Source organism: Microlunatus endophyticus, from assembly GCF_014646195.1.
In the GTDB taxonomy this organism is placed as follows: Bacteria; Actinomycetota; Actinomycetes; order Propionibacteriales; family Propionibacteriaceae; genus Microlunatus; species Microlunatus endophyticus.
Genome location: NZ_BMMZ01000005.1, coordinates 146713 through 165219, shown reverse-complemented (window position 1 = coordinate 165219; position 18507 = coordinate 146713). Strand labels below are relative to the sequence as shown.

Genomic DNA, 18507 nt, shown 5'->3' with positions numbered 1-18507 from the left:
ATGGGTGAGTCGGCCGACGGCAGCGGTCCGCTGCTGGAGATCGATCGGGTCTCGGTGACGCTGCATCGTCCGGGCGCGTCGTCGTTGCCGCTGGTCCGGGAGGCGACCCTGGAGGTGCGCGCCGGTGAGATCGTCGTCCTGGTCGGGGAATCCGGCAGTGGCAAGTCGGTTACGGTCCGGACGCTAATGGGGTTGATGCAGCTCGACGGCGACGTCGAGGTCGGTGGGTCGATCCGGGTCGACGGCGTCGAGCTGAGCAGTGATGATCAGTTCGGGGCCTTGCGTGGACGGGACCTCGCGATGGTCTTCCAGGAGCCGATGAGCTCCCTGGACCCGGTGTTCACCGTCGGCAGTCAGCTGACCGAAGCACTGCGCCGCAGGGGGCGACTGGACAGGCAGGCGGAGCGGGAGCGGTTGCGCGAGTTGCTCCGGGAGGTCGGCATCTCCGATCCGGATCGCGTACTGCGCAGCTATCCGCACCAACTCTCGGGCGGCATGTGTCAGCGGGTCATGATCGCCGCCGCTCTCGCTGCCCGGCCCCGGTTGCTGCTGGCCGACGAGCCGACCACGGCACTGGACGTCACCATCCAGGCACAGATCCTGGATCTGATCGACCGGCTGCGGATCGAAGCCGATCTTGGCGTTCTTCTCGTCACCCACGATCTGGGGGTCGCCGCCGAGGTGGCCGATCGCGTCGTGGTGATGTATGCCGGTCGCGTCGTGGAGACCGCCGCGCCGTCCACGGTCTTCACCAGGCCGGCGCATCCGTACACCCAAGGATTGCTGGGGAGCATCCCCTTGATCACGGGGCCGCGGCCGGACCGGCTGCCGGCGATCGACGGCAGCGTCCCGGACCCTGGGCAGCTGCCGTCCGGATGTGCGTTCCACCCGCGCTGCCCGCGTGCGGATGCGCAGTGTGCGGTGGAGGATCCCCCGGTCGTGGCGTTCGGCGACAGCACGACCGCCTGCTGGCATCCCGGCCAGGAGGGCCTCGTGGCGGCCGTCCAGGACCACACACCACCTGCCGAGCAACACGAGATGGCCACCGGGCCCCTCCAGAAGGCAGGGCGGCCATGATCGAAGCACCGGCATCCGCCCCGAGCCAGGCACCGGCGTTGCTCAGCCTGGAAGGGGTGAGCAAGCACTTCCGGGTCCGAACCACCTCCAATCCGTTGGCGCCACGTGCTGTGCTGAAGGCGGTCGACGACGTCTCGGTGAGCATCGCCGAGGCCGAGACGTACGCGCTGGTGGGTGAGTCGGGATCCGGCAAGTCGACGCTGGGTCAGGTCGCGCTGCGCCTGCTCGAGCCGACGGGCGGCCGGATCGTCTTCGACGGCACCGACATCACTCATCTGCACGACGCCCGGATGCGACGGCTCCGCTCCGGACTGCAGGTGATCTTCCAGGACCCGCTGGGATCGCTGAATCCGCGGATGCGAGTGGCGCAGATCGTCGCCGAGCCGCTGCGGGTGCTCGGCGGTCTGACCGGATCCGAGCTGGAATCACGGACCGAGGAGTTGATCAAGGCCGTCGGGCTGGATCCGTCGCGGGCCGGTGCCCGGCCGAGATCGCTGTCGGGCGGCCAGCGGCAGCGGGTCGGGATCGCCCGCGCGATCGCGCTCAATCCGAGGCTGGTCCTCGCGGACGAGGCGACGTCGGCGCTCGATGTCTCGGTGCAGGCCCAGATCGTCAACCTGCTCGTCGATCTCCGCGAGCAGCTGGGGCTCAGCTATCTCTTCATCGGGCATGGCCTGCCGGTCGTCCGGCAGATCTCGCAACGGGTCGGTGTGATGTATCTCGGCCGGATCGTCGAGGACGGTCCGACCGACGAGGTCTTCGCCGAGCCGCGGCACCCGTACACCAGGGCGCTGATCGCGGCTTCTCCGGTTCCGAGACCGGGGGAGCGGGAGCGGGTGCGGTTGGCAGGCGAGCCGCCGGATCCTCTGGCTGTCCCCACCGGCTGCCGCTTCCGGACCCGCTGCCCGCTGGCGACCGAGCTGTGTGCCAACGAGGCCCCTCCGGTGGTCACGATCAGTCCCGGGCACACCGCCGAGTGCCACTACGCTACTTGATCTTCCCGGGCCGGATTCGTCCGCCGGTCCGATTGGCGGTTGGATGGCAACACAGACCCGAGGCTTCTTCAACAGAAGGATTGCGATCATCGACAACGCAGCGAACGAACCAAGGACGGTGCCGGTCGTGACGTCGGCGGTCGGCTGGCAACGGCGACCGGAGATCATCGCGGCCCAACGCCGCAGCGTACGGCTGCTGATCCTGGGGCAGGTCCTCGGCTCGTTCGGCATGGGCGCCGCGCCGTCGGTCGGGGTGTTGCTGGCCGAGCAGGTGACCAACAGCGAGACGATGGCCGGGCTGGCACGGACATCGATGACGCTCGGTGCGGCGCTGGCCGGCATTCCACTGGCAGTGCTGGCCACCCACGGCGGGCGCCGGGTCGCGTTGTCCATCGGCTGGTTCGTCGCTGCGGTCGGCGCCGCGGTGCTGATCGGTGCGGCGATCACCGACAACGCCGCGCTGATGATCGGTGGCATGCTGCTCTTCGGCTGCGGTACGGCGGTCGGCCTGCAGTCCCGCTTCGCCGCGACGGATCTGGTGTTGCCGGCGCTGCGCGGCAGGACGCTGTCCTTCGTCGTGTGGTCCGGCACCCTGGGGACGGTTCTGGGCCCGAATCTCGGTGAGCCGGGTGAATGGGTGTCCCGGCGCCTCGGGCTACCGCCGCTGGCGGGTGCTTTCGTGATCTCGATCGTCGTGCTGGTGGTCGCCGGACTGCTGATCATGATCATGCTGCGCCCGGATCCGCTGCTGACCGCCGCACGCTACGAGGTCCGCGCCGACGGGCACACCGGTCGCGCTTCCATCCGCGAGGTGTTCGCCACCCTGTGGTCGATCGGGCCGGCGCGATTCGCGCTGTTGACGGTGATCGGCGCGCACCTGTCGATGGTCAGCCTGATGACCATGACGCCGGTCCAGCTCAGCCATCACGGATCAACCCTGACGATCGTCGGCATCACGATCAGCATCCACGTGCTCGGGATGTACGCGCTCTCCCCGCTGGTCGGCTACGCGAGCGATCGCATCGGCCCGGTCCGGGTGATCATGATCGGGCAGTTGATCTTCCTCAGCAGCACGTTGATCGCGATCATGTCGGCCGGGGCAGCGGGCTGGACGATGCTGAGTCTTTTCCTGCTGGGGTTGGGCTGGTCGTGCGGAACGGTGCCCGGATCGATCATGTTGACCGAATCCGTACCGGCCCCGATCCGCCCGTCCGCTCAGGGAGTCGTCGACAGCGCCATGAACGGGTTCGCGGCGCTGGCCGCGTTGATCTCCGGCCCGATCTTCGCCGCGGTCGGCTTCGGCGGGCTGTCCCTGATCGCGGTCCTGGTCGCCGTACCGCTCCTGGCATACGCCGTCCGGATGGACCGCCGCATCATCGTCCCGCTGGCCCCCAGCGTCGACCCCGACTAGTCGTCCCGGTACACACTGCCTAATCGGTCTGCGTGATCTTGCGCAGTCCTCGGGGCGCATCCGGATCCAAGCCCAGCTTGTGGGCGAGGCGTTCGACTGTCAGCTGCGCCGGGATGATCAAGGTCAGAGGGGCAAGCGTCTCGCTGGAGTCCGGCCCCGGGACGGCAAGATCGCAGGCGGCCCGGAAGCTCTCGTCGCCGCCGATCCCGATCACCATGCTGTGCTTCTCCCGTACGATCCCGGCAAGCTCGGTCAGTCCGGGGACGGTTGGACCGGACGGGCCAGCGACCAGCACGGTCAGCAGCTCATGATCGACGATGGCGATCGGTCCGTGCTTGAGGTCGGCGTACGACAGGCCGCGGACCGGGCGGAGGCAGGTCTCTTCGAGCTTCAGTGCGGTCTCCAGCGTGGTGCCGAAGGCGAGTCCGCGTCCCGAGGTGAGCACCTCGTCGACCTCCGCCAAGGCACCGGCCATCGCGTCAAGCGTCTCGGCCGGCGTCTCCAGCATCGCCCGGGCCTGGTCACCGATCTTGGCGAATTCGGCGTCCAGCGCACCTGACCGTCCGAAGGACGCGGCCAGGGCATCGACCGTCACGGCCAGTGCGGCGACCTGCGTGGTGTAGGTCTTGGTGGCCGGCACGGCGCGTTCCTGCCCGGCCTGGGTGATCAGCGCCAGATCCGCGGCCTCGGCCAGCGGCGACCCTTCGGCGTTGGTGATCGCGATGGTTGCCGCGCCGCCGCGCTTGCTCCACTCCAGGGTGTCGACGATCTCGGCGGTCGAGCCGGACTGGCTGACACAGACGGCGATGGTGTCGGAGAGGTCGACGTGGGCGTCGTACAAGGTCGCCACCGACGGCGCCGCCAGCGAGGCGGCCATGCCCGCATGCAGTTCGGCGAGATAGCGGCCGTAGATCGCGGCGTTGTCGCTGGAGCCGCGTGCGACCAGCAGCAGCCGCTTGCGGCCTGCGGTCACCTGCGCGATCCGGGACCGCAGCGGCAGCAAAGCAGCCAGGGTTGCCTCGAGCGCGGCAGGTTGCTCGGCAATCTCCGAGGCCATCAGGGTGGCCGCGGGCCGGGTTTCCCCTGACAGCTCGGATGCAGGCTGGTTGTTGGGCACAGACACCCTCCGTCATACTGGTATGGACTGGTCTAGCAGGCGGACTCATCGTAGTGGCCGCAGCGACCAGATGCGGAGTCGGGCCGCCCGGGGTCCGGCCGCCTGATCCAGGGAGCAGGGAGTGTCCGAGCGTGCACCGTTCGACGGTCGTGCGGCGCCCGTCGCGGCAGCATCGCCGGGCGGCTTCGTCGAACGCTACCGGTTGGATCGCCCGGTCGGGCCGGCTACGACGAAACGGGCCCAGGTGCGGGGCATCCTGGAGGAGTTGATCGACACCGAGTTACATCCCGGTGACGCGATCCCGTCCGAGCGGGTGCTGGTCACCCGGCTCGGCGTCAGCAGGGTCACCATCCGGCAGGCGATCGCCGATCTGGTCGAGACCGGGGCGCTGGAGCGGGTGCACGGCAAGGGCACTTACGTCACCGGCCCGCAGATCGACTCCCGGCTGCACCTGACCTCCTTCTCCCGGGAGATGCGTGATCGCGGGCTCATCCCGGCGACGGTCGTGCTGTCGGCCGGCGAGGAGCGTGCCGGTGACGATGTCGCGTACGCCTTGCGGATCCGGCCCGGCCGGCCGGTGATCCGGGTGGAGCGGTTGCGGACCGCCGACGGCACCCCGATGGCGTACGAGGTCGGCTACTACCCCTCGGCACTGTTCCCCGGGCTGCTGAAGTGCGAACTCGGCTCGCTCTACGATGTCTTCGCCACCGAGTACGGCCTGGTCGTCACCAGCGGCGAGCAGACCGTCCGCGCGGAGGCCGCCGACGTCCACCAGGCACGAATCCTGAATATCCCGCGCCGGGCGCCGCTGTTGGTGCAGGAGCGGGTCACCTACGCCGGTGACCGGGTGATCGAGATGTCGACCTCGGCCTACCGTGCCGACCGCTACCGGATCCACATGGCGATCACACCGCGAGGAGCCGGTTGATCATGTACGTGCCGAAACACTTCGCCGCCGACGATGATCAACTGTCCGGCCTGTTGACCGGCCCGCTGGCCGGTGATCTGATCACGCCGACCCCCGACGGTCTGCAGGCCACCCTGTTGCCGTGGTTGCATCTGCCCGACTCCGACGGCGGACCGGGCCGCCTGCAAGGTCATCTGGCCCGCAACAACCCGCACTGGCAGCTCACGCCGACCGGCGACTCGCTGGTGATCCTGAAGGGACCGGACGCGTACATCTCGCCGTCCTGGTATGCCAGCAAGGCCGAGCACGGACGGGTGGTGCCGACGTGGAACTACCTGATCTGCCATGTCCACGGCCGGTTGGTCGTGCACGACGACGTGGCTTGGCTCGATGATCTTGTCCGCAGGCTGACCGATCACCACGAGCGGCTGCAGCCGGGCGGTGATCATCCGTGGTCGGTCGACGATGCGCCCCAGCGCTTCGTCAGCGGCCAGCTGCGGGCGATCGTCGGCGTCGAGTTGATCATCAGCAGGATCGAGGCGAAGGCCAAGCTCAGCCAGAATCGACCGGCCGCCGATGTGCTCGGCGTGATCAACGGGCTGACCGAGCGCGGCGACCTCGCTTCGGCCAGGGCGGTCAGTGCAGCCAGTACGACGAGGATGAGGGGAGACGGCCGGTGACAACGGGGATCGATGAATTGGTTGTCCCGTACGATCCCACTCCGGCAGTCAACCGGGTCCAACGGTGGCAGCGGATGTTGCGGAGCCGATTGATCAGCCTGGGCATCTCAGTCCTGATCCTGCTCCTGGTGTTCATCTGGCAGCGTGATCGACTCACTGCCAATCCGACCGGGACGATCGTGGTCTACGGCGTCATCCTGCTCGCTGGGCTGGGCTGGGCGCTGTTCTGCTGGATCGCTCTGCGGCGCTCCCGTGCGGTGGTCGCGGCGTCCGGGCGAGGAACCGCGCTGCGGGTGACCCGGGCCGGCATCGAATTGGCGGATCGGCAACTCGGCTGGTCCCAGCTCGCCGTGCTGACCACGGCCAAGGGCGTCTGGCCATCCGGGCCGGTGTTGCGGGCGGTCGGCGTCGATGGCAGCCAGGTCGATCTTCCGCTGGAGCAGCTGCCGGTGCTGCCGGCAACCCTGGACACCACCGTACGGGCCTACTCGGGCGGCCGGCACGGGCTGGACCTGAGCGGCCTGGACGCCTGACCGGGCCTGCCCGACTTGCCGAACCTGCCCAAGCGCTTGCCTAGCCGGCCAACAGGGACCCGCCGTCGACTCCGAGCACGGTCCCGGTGACGTAGCCGTTCTGCATCAGATACAGGTGTGCCTGAGCGATCTGCTCCGGTTCCCCGACGCTCCCTACGAGGGTCTGCTGCGACAGCCGTGTGAAGATCGCCTCGCGCTGCGCCTCGGGGACGCGCTCCCACAGCGGCGTCCGGAATGCGCCGGCGCGGACGGCATTGACCCGCACCGGCGCAAGCTCGACGGCCAGCCCACGGACGAGCGCTTCGGCTGCGCCCGCGCCGGCGGCCGCCAGTGCGGTGCCCGGCGATGGCCGCTGCACAACGGTGCCGGTCGTCAATGAGATCGAGGCACCCGGACGCAGATGCGGGATCGCGTACTTGATGGCGGTAACCGCGCCCCAGAAGCGGACCTCCAGTAGCGCGTGGGCGTCGGCGAGGTCGAGATCGGCCAGCGGACGGGGCGTGAAGCTGTCGCCGGCGGTGAAGACCAGGTGATCGACCTCGCCGACCTGATCGAACATCGCGGCGACCTGTTCGCGATCCCGGACGTCGAGCACTGCACCCGCGCACCCCGGCGGCAGCTCTGCCAGTGCGGCGTCGATGCGTTCCGGCCGGCTCGACGCGATGGTCACCTGTGCGCCCTCGCCGGCGGCGGCCCGTGCCGTCGCCAGCCCCATGCCGGAGCTGCCTCCGACGACGACGATCCGCTGCCCGTTCATGGTCTGCCCGTTCATGGTCATGAATGTCTCCAGTCTTGTGTTATGTCTCACTGAGACATCACAGTAGCAGGTTGATGTCCCAGTGAGACATCGCGAGTACCATGACCCTGTGGCCAGATGGGAACCCGACGGCGAGGAACGGCTGCGCAGCGCGGCCATCGAACTGTTCCTGGAACGCGGATACGACAACGTCACGGTGGCCCAGATCGCCGACCGCGCCGGCCTGACGCGACGGACGTTCTCGCGCTACTTCGCCGACAAGCGCGACGTGCTGTTCGCCGGCTCCGACCAGCTGTCCGTGCTGCTGGCCGAGGCGCTGCACCGGGTCGAGCCCGAGGTCCGGCCGTTCGAAGCCGTCGAGCAGGCGCTGGCCGCGGTAGCGGAGGTACTCGGCGAACGGGTTGCCGAGCACGCGCCGCAACGTCGCGCGATCATCGCCGCCAGCCCCGAACTGCAGGAGCGTGGACATGCCAAATTCGCCGCCATTGCCGCCGCGTTGGCCGCTGCGCTACGTGGCCGCGGCGTCGACGAGTCGACGGCGATGCTGCTGGCCGACGTCGGCGTTGCGCTCTTTCGCGTCGGGTTCGATCGCTGGGTGCAGGAGGCCGGTGCGATCGATCTGGCTTCCAGTGTCCACGCCGCGGGCCTGCAGCTCAGGGAGGCCACGGCGGTGGCGTCCGGTTGATCGGATCGCCGGGATGCACTGTTGGGGGCACAGGTGAAAGACTGGCCCCAAGCAAAGCCGTGAGCGCCAGAGAGGGACCCCACATGCCTATTGCAAGCCCCGAGGTTTACGCCGAGATGCTGGATCGGGCGAAGGCCGGATCATTCGCCTATCCCGCTATCAACATCACCTCGTCCCAAACGCTGAACGCGGCGTTGCAGGGCTTCACCGACGCCGGTTCGGACGGGATCGTGCAGATCTCCACCGGAGGTGCGGAGTACGCGTCCGGACCGAAGATCAAGGACATGGTCACCGGTGCGGTCGCGCTGGCCGAATACGCCCACGAGGTCGCCAAGAACTACCCGGTCAGCGTCGCCCTGCACACCGACCACTGCCCCAAGGACAAGCTCGACGGCTACGTCCGTCCGCTGCTGGCGATCTCCGCCGAGCGGGTGAAGGCGGGCAAGGATCCGCTCTTCGGCTCCCACATGTGGGACGGTTCCGCGGTGCCGCTGGAGGAGAATCTGTCGATCGCCTCCGAGCTGCTCGCCCAGGCCGCCGCTGCCAAGATCATTCTCGAGATCGAGGTCGGTGTCGTCGGTGGCGAGGAGGACGGCGTCAGCAACGAGATCAACGAGAAGCTCTACACCACCCCGGGTGACGGGCTGCGTACGGTCGAGGTGCTGGGCAGCGGTGAGAACGGCCGCTACATCACCGCGTTGACCTTCGGCAACGTGCACGGCGTCTACAAGCCCGGTGCGGTCAAGCTGCGTCCGGAGGTGCTCAAGGACATCCAGGAGCAGGTCGGCGCCAAGATCGGCAAGGACAAGCCCTTCGATCTCGTCTTCCACGGTGGCTCCGGTTCGACGCTGGAGGAGATCCGCGCCGCGGTCGACTACGGCGTGATCAAGATGAACATCGACACCGACACCCAGTACGCCTTCACCCGCCCGGTCGCCGCGCACATGTTCAGCAACTACGACGGTGTGCTCAAGGTCGACGGCGAGGTCGGCAACAAGAAGGCCTACGATCCGCGTGCCTGGGGCCGGGCGGCCGAGGCCGGTCTGGCCGAGCGTGTGGTCGTCGCCTGCGAGGACCTGCGCAGCACCGGAACGTCGCCGAAGGCCTGACCTTGGCGGCTGGCGGGCCGGTCGCGCTGAGCGAGGCGTGGATCGGGAGTCGGGTCATCGCACACGATCTGGACGGCGATGACCTGGCTGACGTCCTGCAGCAGAACGGGGACGCTTCGGCGTGGGCGATCGTGCCTCGTGAGGAGACCCCCGAGCTGCTCCGGCTCGCCAAGATCCTCGGGCTCGACGAATACGCGGTCAGCGAGTTGCTGACCCCCCGGCATCGCTGCCGGGTCAGCGAGTACGCCGACTGCCTGCTGGTCAGGATGCTCGCCGTTGAGCTTCATGATCGTGATCTGGTCGACGAGGACGTTTCCATGATCATCGCCGACCAGGTGGTGATCGTGCTGGCCGGGGACGGGTACGGACAGCGGATCGCGCGAATGCTCGAGGAGGCCGGGTCCCGGCTCACCGAAGGCGGCGCCGACCGCGCCGCCCAACTGGTCGTCGATCTCGTGATCGACACCACCATCTCCACCACCGAACAACTCGAGGCCGCCTCCGACGAACTGGCCGACGAGTTGTTCGGCGGTAGGCCGTTGAGCACCCAGCGCAAACTCGACGCCTTCCGGCTGCGGCGGGCCGTGACGGACCTGCGGCGGATCACGGCGCCGACCCGCGACGTCGTCCAGGAGCTGGCCGACAACGTGCCGGCATCCGACGAGATCAACTTCCGGCACTGGAGCAAGATCATCGACCGGACCGAGCGGGTCACCATCGAGGTCACCGCGCTGGCCGACGGCCTGACGTCGATCTTCGACACCAGCCTGTCGCTGGACAACGCCCGGCTGGACGAGGTGATGAAGAAGCTGACCGGCTGGGCGGCGATCATCGCTGCGCCGACCTTGATCACCGGGTTCGTCGGGATGAATGTCGACTTTTGGTTCCAAGGCTCGCAGCTCGGCTTCTACGTCTACCTGGCCTTGATCATCATCACCGCCGGCGTGCTGTACATCGTCTTCCGCCGCAAGTCCTGGATCTAGCCGGGTCCGCCTCCCTCCCTCGGCCAGCGCCCGCGGCAGCGGAACTCGCGACAACACGAGATCCGGGCCCGTTTCGGCTCCGGCAGCCCGTGGAACTCGTGACAACTCGACTTTCGGCCCGGAACCCGCGGAAGTCGAGTTGTCACGACTTCGATGGCTCAGGATGCCCGATCGGCCTCGCAACTTGAGTTGTCGCGACATTGCTCGTACGCGTCCGTGGCGGCGACCCGGACCGGATCCCGATGATCTTGCCCGAGTAGGGTCGAGGTGATCGGGGAATCCCAGTCGCCCAGAGATGTGCACGAGAGGACAGCCATGGTCACGCCCAACCAGAGCCAGGACATCACCCGGCCCGATCCGGACCTCGTCGCCGCACTGGCGAGGATCGGCAGTGCGACGGCGAGCGGCGAACTCGCCAAGCTCGGCGTCCGCAGCGCCCACCTGGTCGGACCGGTCAGCCACACTCCCGGCGTTGCCACCGCAGGCCCCGCGCTGACGTTGCAGTTCGTCCCCCGGCGCGAGGATCTGCATGCCGTCGACGAGTACGACAACCCGGACCGGCAGCTGCACCGCGAGGTGCTCTACCACGTGCAGCCCGGGGATTTCGTCGTCGTCGACGCCCGGGGCAGCATGACCAGCGGGGTCTTCGGGGAGATGATGTTGACCTACTTCGCCGGCCGTGGCGGCGCCGGGGTGGTGATCGACGGCTGCATCCGGGATTCCGGTCATGCCAAGCAGCTCGGGATCGGATTGTGGTTGCGGGGCGTGACACCGAACTTCCACACCCAGACAGACGTTTTTCCGTACGCCGTCAACGTCCCGGTGGCCTGCGGCGGCACGCTGGTGATGCCCGGCGACATCATCGTCGCCGACGACGACGGCGCCGTGGTGGTGCCGATCGCGTTGGCACCGAGGCTGCTGGAGACCGCCGGCGAGCACGCCGAGTGGGAGGAGTTCTCCCGGCTCCGGTTGTCCGAGGGCGGCGACCTGCGGCGCTACTACCCGTTGTCCGACGAGGCCAGACCCGAATACGAGCAATGGCGGGCCGGACAGGCGGCGGCGCAGCGATGAAGATCACCGCGATCGTTCCGTGGTTGATCACCACGCCGGCCTCCTTCTGGGGCGAGTTCCTCTTCGTCGAGGTGCGCACCGACACCGAACTGAGCGGTTGGGGAGAGGTCACCACGACGACCCCGATGGCCAACCGCGCCGTTGCCGGGATCCTGCGCCAGTTGAATGATCTTGTCGTCGGGGACGACCCGGCGCGGATCGAGGCGATCTGGCACAAGATCTTCCGCACCTTCACCTACACCGGCAGCAGGGGAGCGGCGCTGAACGCCTTGAGCGCCATCGACATCGCGCTCTGGGACCTGCGCGGCAAGTCTCTCGGCGTGCCGATCCATGAGCTGCTCGGCGGACGGGTCCGTGACGACATCCGGCTCTACACCCATCCCGACCAGTCGCAGTTCCGTTCCCCGGCAGCGATCCGGGAGGAGATCGGGCGGATCACCGACTCTGGTCACGACGCGATCAAGTTCGACCCGTTCCCGCACGCCGCCGGTGTGTCGTCGGCCAACGACGGCTACCTCGACGGCTTCCTGCCGCGGGACCTCGAACGGCAGGCCGCCGAGCTGACTGCGGTGGTCGCCGAGGCCGCCGGACCGGGCACCGAGGTGCTGATCGACGCACACGGGCGCTTCGACGTGCCGACGGCGATCCGGGCCGCTCGGGCACTGACCGCGGTCGCGGATCTGCACTGGTTCGAGGAGCCGGTGCCGCCGGAGAGCTATCACGCGCTGGCGCAGGTGCGCGGGATGCTCGACGTGCCGATCTCGATCGGCGAGCGGCTGCACACCCGCTGGGACTTCGTGCCGATTTTCGAGAACAAGCTCGCCGACTTCGCGATGCCGGACGTCACCTGGACCGGGGGCATCAGCGAACTCAAGAAGATCTCGATCATGGCGGAGGCGTACAACATTCCCATGTCGCCGCACGACGCCAGCGGTCCGGTCAACGTGATGGCCGGCGCGCAGGTGATGGCCACGGTGCCGAATTTCTACCGGGTGGAGACCAGCAGCTTTGACCTGAGCAAGTACGACCCGATGCTGACCGAACCGCTCGACAACAGCGGCGGCGCGCTCAAGCTCCCGACCGGACCAGGTCTGGGGATCGGCTTCGACCTCCACTACCTGCGGGCTCACGTGGTGGAAGGTTTCGGGGACTGAGCGTCCGTCGGGTCGGCCGGTCGGTGCTGGCAGGATGGGGTCTGTGACCGAGGCCCATCGCAACCTGTTGTCCAGTAACGCCGGCACCCCCGAGACCCGGCTGCCGGAAGATCCGGCCGCCGCCGAGGTCGAGGCCGACGGCACCCGGCTGGTCGAGATCGTCGGCCGGCATCCGGCCTCGAGTCTCGGCTGGGCACTGCTGGCCGAGCTGGCGCTGGACCGGAACACTCCCGAGGACACGATCAGGGCGTACGCCTTCGCCCGGACCGGATACCACCGGGGCCTGGACGCGCTCCGCCGAGCCGGCTGGCGCGGCTCCGGCCCGGTGCCGTGGGAACACCTGCCCAACCGCGGCTTCCTGCGGGCGCTCTGGGCGCTGTCGGTGGCGGCCGGGCGGATCGGCGAGACCGAGGAACGGGAGCGCTGCGCGCAATTCCTGCGGGACTCGTCCGAGACCGCCTACGGCGAGTTGGCCGGCTGACCGGCCGGTAAACAGAGGAGCGATCCGTCAGGGGCGGGCCGGCCGGCGTCGTACGCGTCCGGTCCGCTTCGGCTTGCCGAGGATCTGGATGTTGAGCTCCATGTGCTTGTGCATCACCTGCCGGGCGCGCTCGGCATCTGCTGATTCGATGGCTTCCAGGATCTCCCGATGGATGGCAGTTGCAGCGGCCAGGCCGTGTGGCTCCTCGTTGGTCACCCGACGACTGGTCGCCAGCAGCCATCGAGCGGCGTACATGATCCGGTCGAGGATGCGATTCTGCGAAGCCCGGCAGATCTCCATGTGGAAGGCGTGGTCGACCTCGAGGTAGTCCTCGGGGCTGTTCTCGAGGTCGAGCATCCGGTCCACCAGTTCGTTGAGCCGGCGCAACGATGACTTGGAAATCATGGTCGCTGCGCGGGCAGCGAGTTCGGGCTCCAGCAGCAGCCGCGTCTCCTGGAACTCACGGAGCAGGGCGGTGACCTGATCCTCGGGCAGCCACTCGAGCAGTTGAGGGCTGAGATAGTCCCATTCCTCCGCCGGCCGCAGCACCAGCCGACGTCCCTGCGCGATGTGCACGATGTCCAACGACGACAGGATCTTCAGGGTCTCGCGGGCGACCACCCGCGACACGCCGAACTGCTGGGTGATGTCGAGCTCGGACGGCACGTGCTCGTCGGTCAGTTCACCGGCGGCGATCCTGCGGACCAGATGCGATGCCACCTGCATCGGAAGCGTTCGGACCTTGACATCAGGCCGCACTTCCTGTTTGCTGACCATGTCGTCAGCTTATATGACAAGTTCCTATCAGCAGGACCGACACGAGGGATCAATGAAGATCACCAACATCACCACCGCCGTTGTCCGCTATCACGGCGAAGCAACTCTGGTCCGAATCGACACCGACGAAGGCATCTCCGGATATGGCGAGGCCAATCCTGACGCCGGCGCCGGTGGCGTCGTCGGGGTAATCAACACCGTCCGGCCGATGCTGATCGGCGAGGACCCCCGAAATGTCGAGCAGTGCTGGGAGAAGCTACGCCGCCGGGTCTTCGCCGGCGCCCAGTCAGGAGTCTTCGTGATCGCGATCAGCGGGATCGAGCTGGCACTGTGGGATATCGCCGGCAAGGCGATGGGTCAGCCCGTCTATCGTCTGCTGGGCGGCAAGTTCCGCGACCGGATCCGGGTGTACGCCGACTGCGGCGACGGCGATGATCCCGAGGGCTCGATCGCGGGTTGCGTCGACCGGGCGCAGCGCATGGTGTCGGAGGGCTTCACTGCGATCAAGTTCGACATCGACAATCTCGGTCACCCGGCGAAGTTCGACCGCTACAACCACACCTTGGGGGGCCGGGAGATCCGCGACATGGTCGACCGGGTGGCCGCGGTCCGCGAGGCCATCGGGTCCGATGTCGATCTCGCCATCGACATGCACGCCCGCTACGACGTGCCAAGCGCCTGCCGGATCGCGGCCGAGCTGGAGCCGTACTCCCTGATGTGGTTGGAAGAGCCGACGCCGCCGGAGAACCCCCAGGCCCTGGCCCGGGTCCGTGCCAGCACCAAGACCCCGATCTGTGCCGGAGAGAATCTCTACCTCCGCTGGGGATTCCGGGAGCTGCTCGATGCCGGTGCGGTCGATGTCATCGAGCCCGACATCCCTAAGTGTGGCGGGCTGGCCGAGAGCAAGAAGATCGCGAATCTGGCGGAGATGTACTACGTCCCGTTCGCCCCCCACCTGGTGTCGACCCCGCTCGGCACCATGGCATCGGCCCACCAGTGCAGCACGGTGCCGAATTTCTACGTCCAGGAATGGCACGCACTGGAGGAGCGCGAGGTCTGGGACAGCTATGTTGTGCCGCCCGATGGCAGCGGGTCCATCGTCAAGGACGGTTACATCACTCTTCCCGATACGCCGGGGATCGGCGTCGAGCCGGATCTCGACGCCGTACGGCGGCACGCGGTGCCCAGCTTCGGGATCTTCGAATAGGGCCACAACCAACCCGAACCAACCAACCCGAACCAACCAGCACGAACCGATCAGTAGCAACCATCTCCGTCCACGTTGGGACAGCGTCGTACCCAGGAGGATCGATGACGAACAAGATCACAACACCTGCCGGCTTCTCCCGCCGGGCAGCGCTCGGGCTGGGAGGCGGTGCAGCAATCGCCGGCCTGGTCGGCTGCGGCGGCAGCACCCCGCCGAGCAACTCCAGCAAGATCACCGTCGAGAAGTCGGTGGTCGATGCCGCCAAGCCGTTCAAGGGCTCCAAGCTGGGCATCCTCGCTCAGAAGCAGTACGCCCAGTCCGCCAACACCGCTTTCACCAACGCGATCGCGGCGTTCAGCAAGGCGACCGGCACGAGCGTCACCTCCAGCACCATCGAGGGCGACACCGGAGACCTGGTGGCCAAGACCGATGCCGCGATCAAGGCCGGGAACAACCGAGACATGGCTTTCGTCGACGACGGCCGCTTCCTGGCCGAGTTTCATGAGCTCGGTGATCTCGAGGATGTCACCGATGTCGTGGAGGAACTGAAGAAGACCTGGGGCGAGCCGTCGCCCGAGGCGCAGCTGAACTGCGTGTTCGACGGCAAGTGGTACGGCATCCCCTACTACTTCATCGGCCAGGGCATGTTCGCTCGCAAGGACTGGTTCGCCGACAAGGGCATCAAGACCAAGGAGTACTACTCCTACGAGGAATTGCGCGACATCTGCCTGGAGATCTCCGACCCGACGAAGAAGCGGTACGGCTGGGGGATGACCGTCAACCGGTCCGGGGACGCCAACGGGATGATCGAGGGAGTGATCAACTGCTACGGCGGCGCGATGACCGACAACACTGGTCGCAAGGTCAAGCTCTACAGCTCCGAAACCATCGACGGGGTCAGCTTCCTGGCCGATATCTTCACCAGTCCGAAGTACAAGCCGATGCTGCCGCCGGGTATCGGGAGCTGGACCGACTCCAGCAACAACGAGAACTGGCTGGCCGGCATCGTGGGCGTGATCAACAACCAGTTCAGCGTCTACGCCGACTCCAAGGCCCAGAAGAATCCGGTCTACAAGAACACCCAGTCCTTCATCGGCTGCACCGGACCAGCCACCGACACGCCGCTGTCCGCCGGCGCCAGCGAGGCCCTGGTGGTCTTCAAGGGGGCCAAGAACGCCGGGCTGGCCAAGGTTCTCGCGCAATACCTGATGCACGGGGACGCCCTGCTGGACATCGCCAAGGACTCCACTGGCTTGGTGTTGCCCGCGTGGAAGAAGGTCTGGGACTCCGATTCCTTCTACACCAACGGCGATCCGGCCTTCACGATCATGCGCGACATGCAGGAGGCGCCGCTGCCGCACAAGACAACGACCGGTTACACCTTCCCCTCCGTACCGAGTGCCGGCCGGCAGGCGGCCAACCAGTCCTATGTGTTGACCGACATGATGCAGCGGATTCTGAAGGGGATGTCGGTCAAGCAGTCGGTGCAGCAGGCCAACGATGATCTTATCAAGATCTTCGAGCAGCAGGGCGTCAAGCAGTGACCGCAGTGCACACGGCGGCCGCGAGGCCGGTCGCGGGCAAGGCGCCGCCGCAACGCCGCCGCCCCGCTGGGGAGTGGCGGCTGGCCTGGATCCTGCTCGCACCGACCGCGCTGTTGGTCGGCGCGCTGATCCTCTTCCCGATCGTCTACTCGATCGTGTTGAGCACCACCCAGCGGCACGGCAGTTCCACCGTCTTCGTCGGGGTGGCGAATTTCGCCTCGCTGGTGCACGACGACCTCTTCCACGCGGGCGTGGTCAACTCCTTCGTCTTCACCTGTTATTCGGAGTTGTTCAAGGTCGTCGCCGGGCTGGTGGCTGCACTGCTGCTGCACAACCTGCAGCGCGGCCGGGCCGTTGTGGCCGGGGTGCTGCTGCTGCCCTGGGTGGTACCGACCACGGTCACCGCCTTCACCTGGCGGTCGCTGCTCGACCCGATCTTCGGCAGTGTCAACACGCTGCTCAGCGCCTCCGGTATCGGTCCGCTGCTGGCGTCGTTGCATCTGGTCTCCAGCTGGCCGGCACAGTGGCTGTCCGATCCGAGCCTGGCGATGCCGTCGGTGATCATGGTCAATGTCTGGAAGGGCATCCCGTTCTTCACCGTCAACTTCCTGGCGGGACTGAAGGCGATCGACTCCGGTCTCTACGAGGCGGCGATGGTCGACGGGGCTTCGGCATTTCAGCGCTTCCGGCATGTGACGCTGCCGGGTCTGCGTTACGTGATCATCGTGACGACGCTGTTGTCCTCGATCTGGACCTTCAACAATTTCGACCTGGTCTGGCTGATGACCCAGGGCGGCCCGGGCAACGCAACCGCACCGTACGTCCTGGTGGCCTACATCAAGGCCATCCAGCAGCTGCAGTTCGGTCCCGGTGCCGCCTCGACGCTGGTTCTGCTGCCGGTGGTCGGAGTCCTGGTCGTCCTGCTGGTCAGGATGATGCGGTCCGGCGATCGCGAGACTGCCGAGAGGAGACAGCGGCTGACCGCGATGCAGCGACGGACGTTGGTGATCATCGCGTTCATCGCTGTCGCCGTGCTGCTGCTGATCGCCAGTGTCAGTTTCTTCTGGCGGGCGGCAGTGCTGATCGTCGTTCCGGCGCTGATCGTGCTCGGCGTAGGCGGGCTGGCGTCCTGGCTGGCATCCCGCGGTCGGATCGGTCCCTCGAAGCTGGTCTCCGGGGCCGGCACCGGCGTGGTGCTCGCCGTCCTGCTGGGCTTCGTACTCCTTCCGCTCTACTGGATCGTGGTCACGGCGTTCAAGTCCGACATCCAGATCACCACCCGGTTGCACGACCTGTGGCCGACGCCGTGGAGCACCCAGCAGTTCACCGAGTTGTTCACCTCCCAGCCGTTCGCGATCTGGTATCGCAACACCCTGATCGTGTCGTTCTCCTCGACCGCGCTGACGCTGGTCTGCGGCTCGCTGGCCGGCTACGCGCTGGCCCGGCTCCGGTTCCGCGGCGCGCAGAGCTTCACCTCGACGATCCTGCTGACCTACGTGATGCCGGGCGCACTGCTGTTCATCCCGCTCTACCGGTTGCTCAGCGGCATCCATCTCACCGACTCGCTGTGGTCGTTGTTCCTGACCTATCCGACCTTCGGGTTGCCGTTCGCGACGTGGCTGCTGATGGGCTACTTCCGGTCCATCCCGGTCGATCTCGAGGAGGCGGCGCTGACCGACGGTTGCTCGCGGATGCAGGCGTTCCTACGGATCGTGCTGCCGTTGGCCAAGCCCGGCCTGCTGGCGGTGGGGCTGTTCACCCTGACCAACGCCTGGAACGAATTCCTCTTCGCCTTCGTGTTGATCACCAAGGACGAGCTCAAGACGCTCCCCGTCGGCATGCAGTCGATGATCTTCGGCGACGTGGTGCCGCAGGGCCAACTGGCCGCAGCCTCGCTGTTGATCAGCATCCCGGTGGTGCTGATGTACGCCTTCGGCCAGCGGTTCCTCACCGAGGGACTCACTGCCGGAGCCGTCAAGGGCTGACAACTCACGACCGCATGCAGGGCCGGGTCGGCAC

At 67.3% G+C, this 18507-nt stretch carries 18 protein-coding genes; 15 read left to right on the top strand and 3 right to left on the bottom strand.

Annotated elements, in window-relative coordinates; translation table 11 throughout:
- From IEY07_RS11860 to IEY07_RS11850, 3 genes are read left to right on the top strand one after another with little or no spacing between them, the layout of a single operon-like run.
- Window positions 1–1077 carry an ABC transporter ATP-binding protein gene (locus IEY07_RS11860; protein ID WP_188895580.1) on the top strand — a complete coding sequence of 359 codons (1077 nt, stop codon included), beginning with the start codon at window positions 1–3 and terminating at the stop codon, window positions 1075–1077.
- Window positions 1074–2072: an ABC transporter ATP-binding protein gene (locus tag IEY07_RS11855; RefSeq protein ID WP_188895579.1), complete on the top strand. Its 999-nt coding sequence runs from the start codon at window positions 1074–1076 to the stop codon at window positions 2070–2072. The genes IEY07_RS11860 and IEY07_RS11855 overlap by 4 nt, the downstream gene beginning before the upstream one ends.
- 43 nt (window positions 2073–2115) lie before the next feature.
- Window positions 2116–3483, top strand: coding sequence for an MFS transporter (locus IEY07_RS11850; protein WP_188895578.1), 1368 nt, complete (start codon window positions 2116–2118; stop codon window positions 3481–3483).
- Between the two features lie 19 nt (window positions 3484–3502).
- Here the strand turns inward: IEY07_RS11850 and IEY07_RS11845 are convergent, their stop codons facing one another.
- Window positions 3503–4600, bottom strand: coding sequence for an SIS domain-containing protein (locus IEY07_RS11845; protein WP_229669998.1), 1098 nt, complete (start codon window positions 4598–4600; stop codon window positions 3503–3505).
- A 121-nt stretch (window positions 4601–4721) separates the two neighbouring features.
- Between IEY07_RS11845 and IEY07_RS11840 the strand changes: the two genes are divergently transcribed.
- Genes IEY07_RS11840 through IEY07_RS11830 form a run of 3 tightly spaced genes read left to right on the top strand, consistent with a single transcriptional unit; the run spans window position 4722 to window position 6720 of the window.
- On the top strand, window positions 4722–5528 hold the full coding sequence (locus IEY07_RS11840; protein WP_229669997.1) for a GntR family transcriptional regulator: 807 nt from the start codon (window positions 4722–4724) through the stop codon (window positions 5526–5528).
- 2 nt (window positions 5529–5530) lie between these two features.
- A complete protein-coding gene (locus tag IEY07_RS11835) occupies window positions 5531–6187 on the top strand; it encodes an FMN-binding negative transcriptional regulator (RefSeq protein ID WP_188895577.1) in 657 nt (218 codons plus the stop codon).
- Window positions 6184–6720 (top strand): hypothetical protein, encoded by a 537-nt coding sequence (locus IEY07_RS11830; RefSeq protein ID WP_188895576.1) that lies wholly within the window; start codon window positions 6184–6186, stop codon window positions 6718–6720. The genes IEY07_RS11835 and IEY07_RS11830 overlap by 4 nt, the downstream gene beginning before the upstream one ends.
- A 40-nt stretch (window positions 6721–6760) precedes the next feature.
- Here IEY07_RS11830 and IEY07_RS11825 read toward each other — a convergent pair whose 3' ends face one another.
- Window positions 6761–7498 carry an SDR family oxidoreductase gene (locus tag IEY07_RS11825; RefSeq protein ID WP_229669996.1) on the bottom strand — a complete coding sequence of 246 codons (738 nt, stop codon included), beginning with the start codon at window positions 7496–7498 and terminating at the stop codon, window positions 6761–6763.
- Window positions 7499–7586: 88 nt separating this feature from the next.
- On the opposite strand from IEY07_RS11825, the gene IEY07_RS11820 reads away from it, so the two are divergent.
- From IEY07_RS11820 to IEY07_RS11795, 6 genes are all read left to right on the top strand, one after another.
- Window positions 7587–8162: a TetR family transcriptional regulator gene (locus tag IEY07_RS11820; RefSeq protein ID WP_188895575.1), complete on the top strand. Its 576-nt coding sequence runs from the start codon at window positions 7587–7589 to the stop codon at window positions 8160–8162.
- Window positions 8163–8245: 83 nt separating this feature from the next.
- Complete coding sequence (gene fbaA / locus IEY07_RS11815) at window positions 8246–9271, top strand: class II fructose-bisphosphate aldolase (protein WP_188895574.1); 1026 nt, start codon at window positions 8246–8248, stop codon at window positions 9269–9271.
- 2 nt (window positions 9272–9273) lie between these two features.
- Window positions 9274–10254: a CorA family divalent cation transporter gene (locus IEY07_RS11810; RefSeq protein WP_188895573.1), complete on the top strand. Its 981-nt coding sequence runs from the start codon at window positions 9274–9276 to the stop codon at window positions 10252–10254.
- 315 nt (window positions 10255–10569) lie between these two features.
- Complete coding sequence (locus IEY07_RS11805; RefSeq protein WP_188895572.1) at window positions 10570–11325, top strand: ribonuclease activity regulator RraA; 756 nt, start codon at window positions 10570–10572, stop codon at window positions 11323–11325.
- Window positions 11292–12479, top strand: coding sequence for a mandelate racemase/muconate lactonizing enzyme family protein (locus tag IEY07_RS11800; RefSeq protein WP_229669995.1), 1188 nt, complete (start codon window positions 11292–11294; stop codon window positions 12477–12479). The genes IEY07_RS11805 and IEY07_RS11800 overlap by 34 nt, the downstream gene beginning before the upstream one ends.
- A gap of 34 nt (window positions 12480–12513) precedes the next feature.
- On the top strand, window positions 12514–12960 hold the full coding sequence (locus IEY07_RS11795; RefSeq protein ID WP_188895571.1) for a DUF3151 domain-containing protein: 447 nt from the start codon (window positions 12514–12516) through the stop codon (window positions 12958–12960).
- A 27-nt stretch (window positions 12961–12987) separates the two neighbouring features.
- On the opposite strand, the gene IEY07_RS11790 is transcribed toward IEY07_RS11795, so the two are convergent.
- Complete coding sequence (locus IEY07_RS11790; protein ID WP_229669994.1) at window positions 12988–13737, bottom strand: FadR/GntR family transcriptional regulator; 750 nt, start codon at window positions 13735–13737, stop codon at window positions 12988–12990.
- A gap of 52 nt (window positions 13738–13789) precedes the next feature.
- On the opposite strand from IEY07_RS11790, the gene IEY07_RS11785 reads away from it, so the two are divergent.
- The 3 genes from IEY07_RS11785 (at window position 13790) to IEY07_RS11775 (ending at window position 18473) form a co-directional block, all read left to right on the top strand.
- Entirely contained in the window at window positions 13790–14944 is a 1155-nt protein-coding gene (locus IEY07_RS11785; RefSeq protein WP_188895570.1) for a mandelate racemase/muconate lactonizing enzyme family protein, read from the top strand.
- A 104-nt stretch (window positions 14945–15048) separates the two neighbouring features.
- Window positions 15049–16488: an extracellular solute-binding protein gene (locus IEY07_RS11780; protein ID WP_188895569.1), complete on the top strand. Its 1440-nt coding sequence runs from the start codon at window positions 15049–15051 to the stop codon at window positions 16486–16488.
- Window positions 16485–18473, top strand: a complete 1989-nt coding sequence (locus tag IEY07_RS11775) for an ABC transporter permease (RefSeq protein ID WP_188895568.1) — start codon at window positions 16485–16487, stop codon at window positions 18471–18473. The genes IEY07_RS11780 and IEY07_RS11775 overlap by 4 nt, the downstream gene beginning before the upstream one ends.
- Window positions 18474–18507: the final 34 nt, after the last annotated feature.

Bases quoted from the DNA above. Each gene is read 5' to 3' on its own strand.
- IEY07_RS11860 (WP_188895580.1), top strand. From the start codon at position 1: ATGGGTGAGTCGGCCGACGGCAGCGGTCCGCTGCTGGAGATCGATCGG.
- IEY07_RS11855 (WP_188895579.1), top strand. From the start codon at position 1,074: ATGATCGAAGCACCGGCATCCGCCCCGAGCCAGGCACCGGCGTTGCTC.
- IEY07_RS11850 (WP_188895578.1), top strand. From the start codon at position 2,116: ATGGCAACACAGACCCGAGGCTTCTTCAACAGAAGGATTGCGATCATC.
- IEY07_RS11835 (WP_188895577.1), top strand. From the start codon at position 5,531: ATGTACGTGCCGAAACACTTCGCCGCCGACGATGATCAACTGTCCGGC.
- IEY07_RS11825 (WP_229669996.1), bottom strand. From the start codon at position 7,498: ATGACCATGAACGGGCAGACCATGAACGGGCAGCGGATCGTCGTCGTC.
- fbaA (WP_188895574.1), top strand. From the start codon at position 8,246: ATGCCTATTGCAAGCCCCGAGGTTTACGCCGAGATGCTGGATCGGGCG.
- IEY07_RS11805 (WP_188895572.1), top strand. From the start codon at position 10,570: ATGGTCACGCCCAACCAGAGCCAGGACATCACCCGGCCCGATCCGGAC.
- IEY07_RS11800 (WP_229669995.1), top strand. From the start codon at position 11,292: ATGGCGGGCCGGACAGGCGGCGGCGCAGCGATGAAGATCACCGCGATC.
- IEY07_RS11795 (WP_188895571.1), top strand. From the start codon at position 12,514: ATGGGGTCTGTGACCGAGGCCCATCGCAACCTGTTGTCCAGTAACGCC.
- IEY07_RS11790 (WP_229669994.1), bottom strand. From the start codon at position 13,737: ATGGTCAGCAAACAGGAAGTGCGGCCTGATGTCAAGGTCCGAACGCTT.
- IEY07_RS11785 (WP_188895570.1), top strand. From the start codon at position 13,790: ATGAAGATCACCAACATCACCACCGCCGTTGTCCGCTATCACGGCGAA.
- IEY07_RS11780 (WP_188895569.1), top strand. From the start codon at position 15,049: ATGACGAACAAGATCACAACACCTGCCGGCTTCTCCCGCCGGGCAGCG.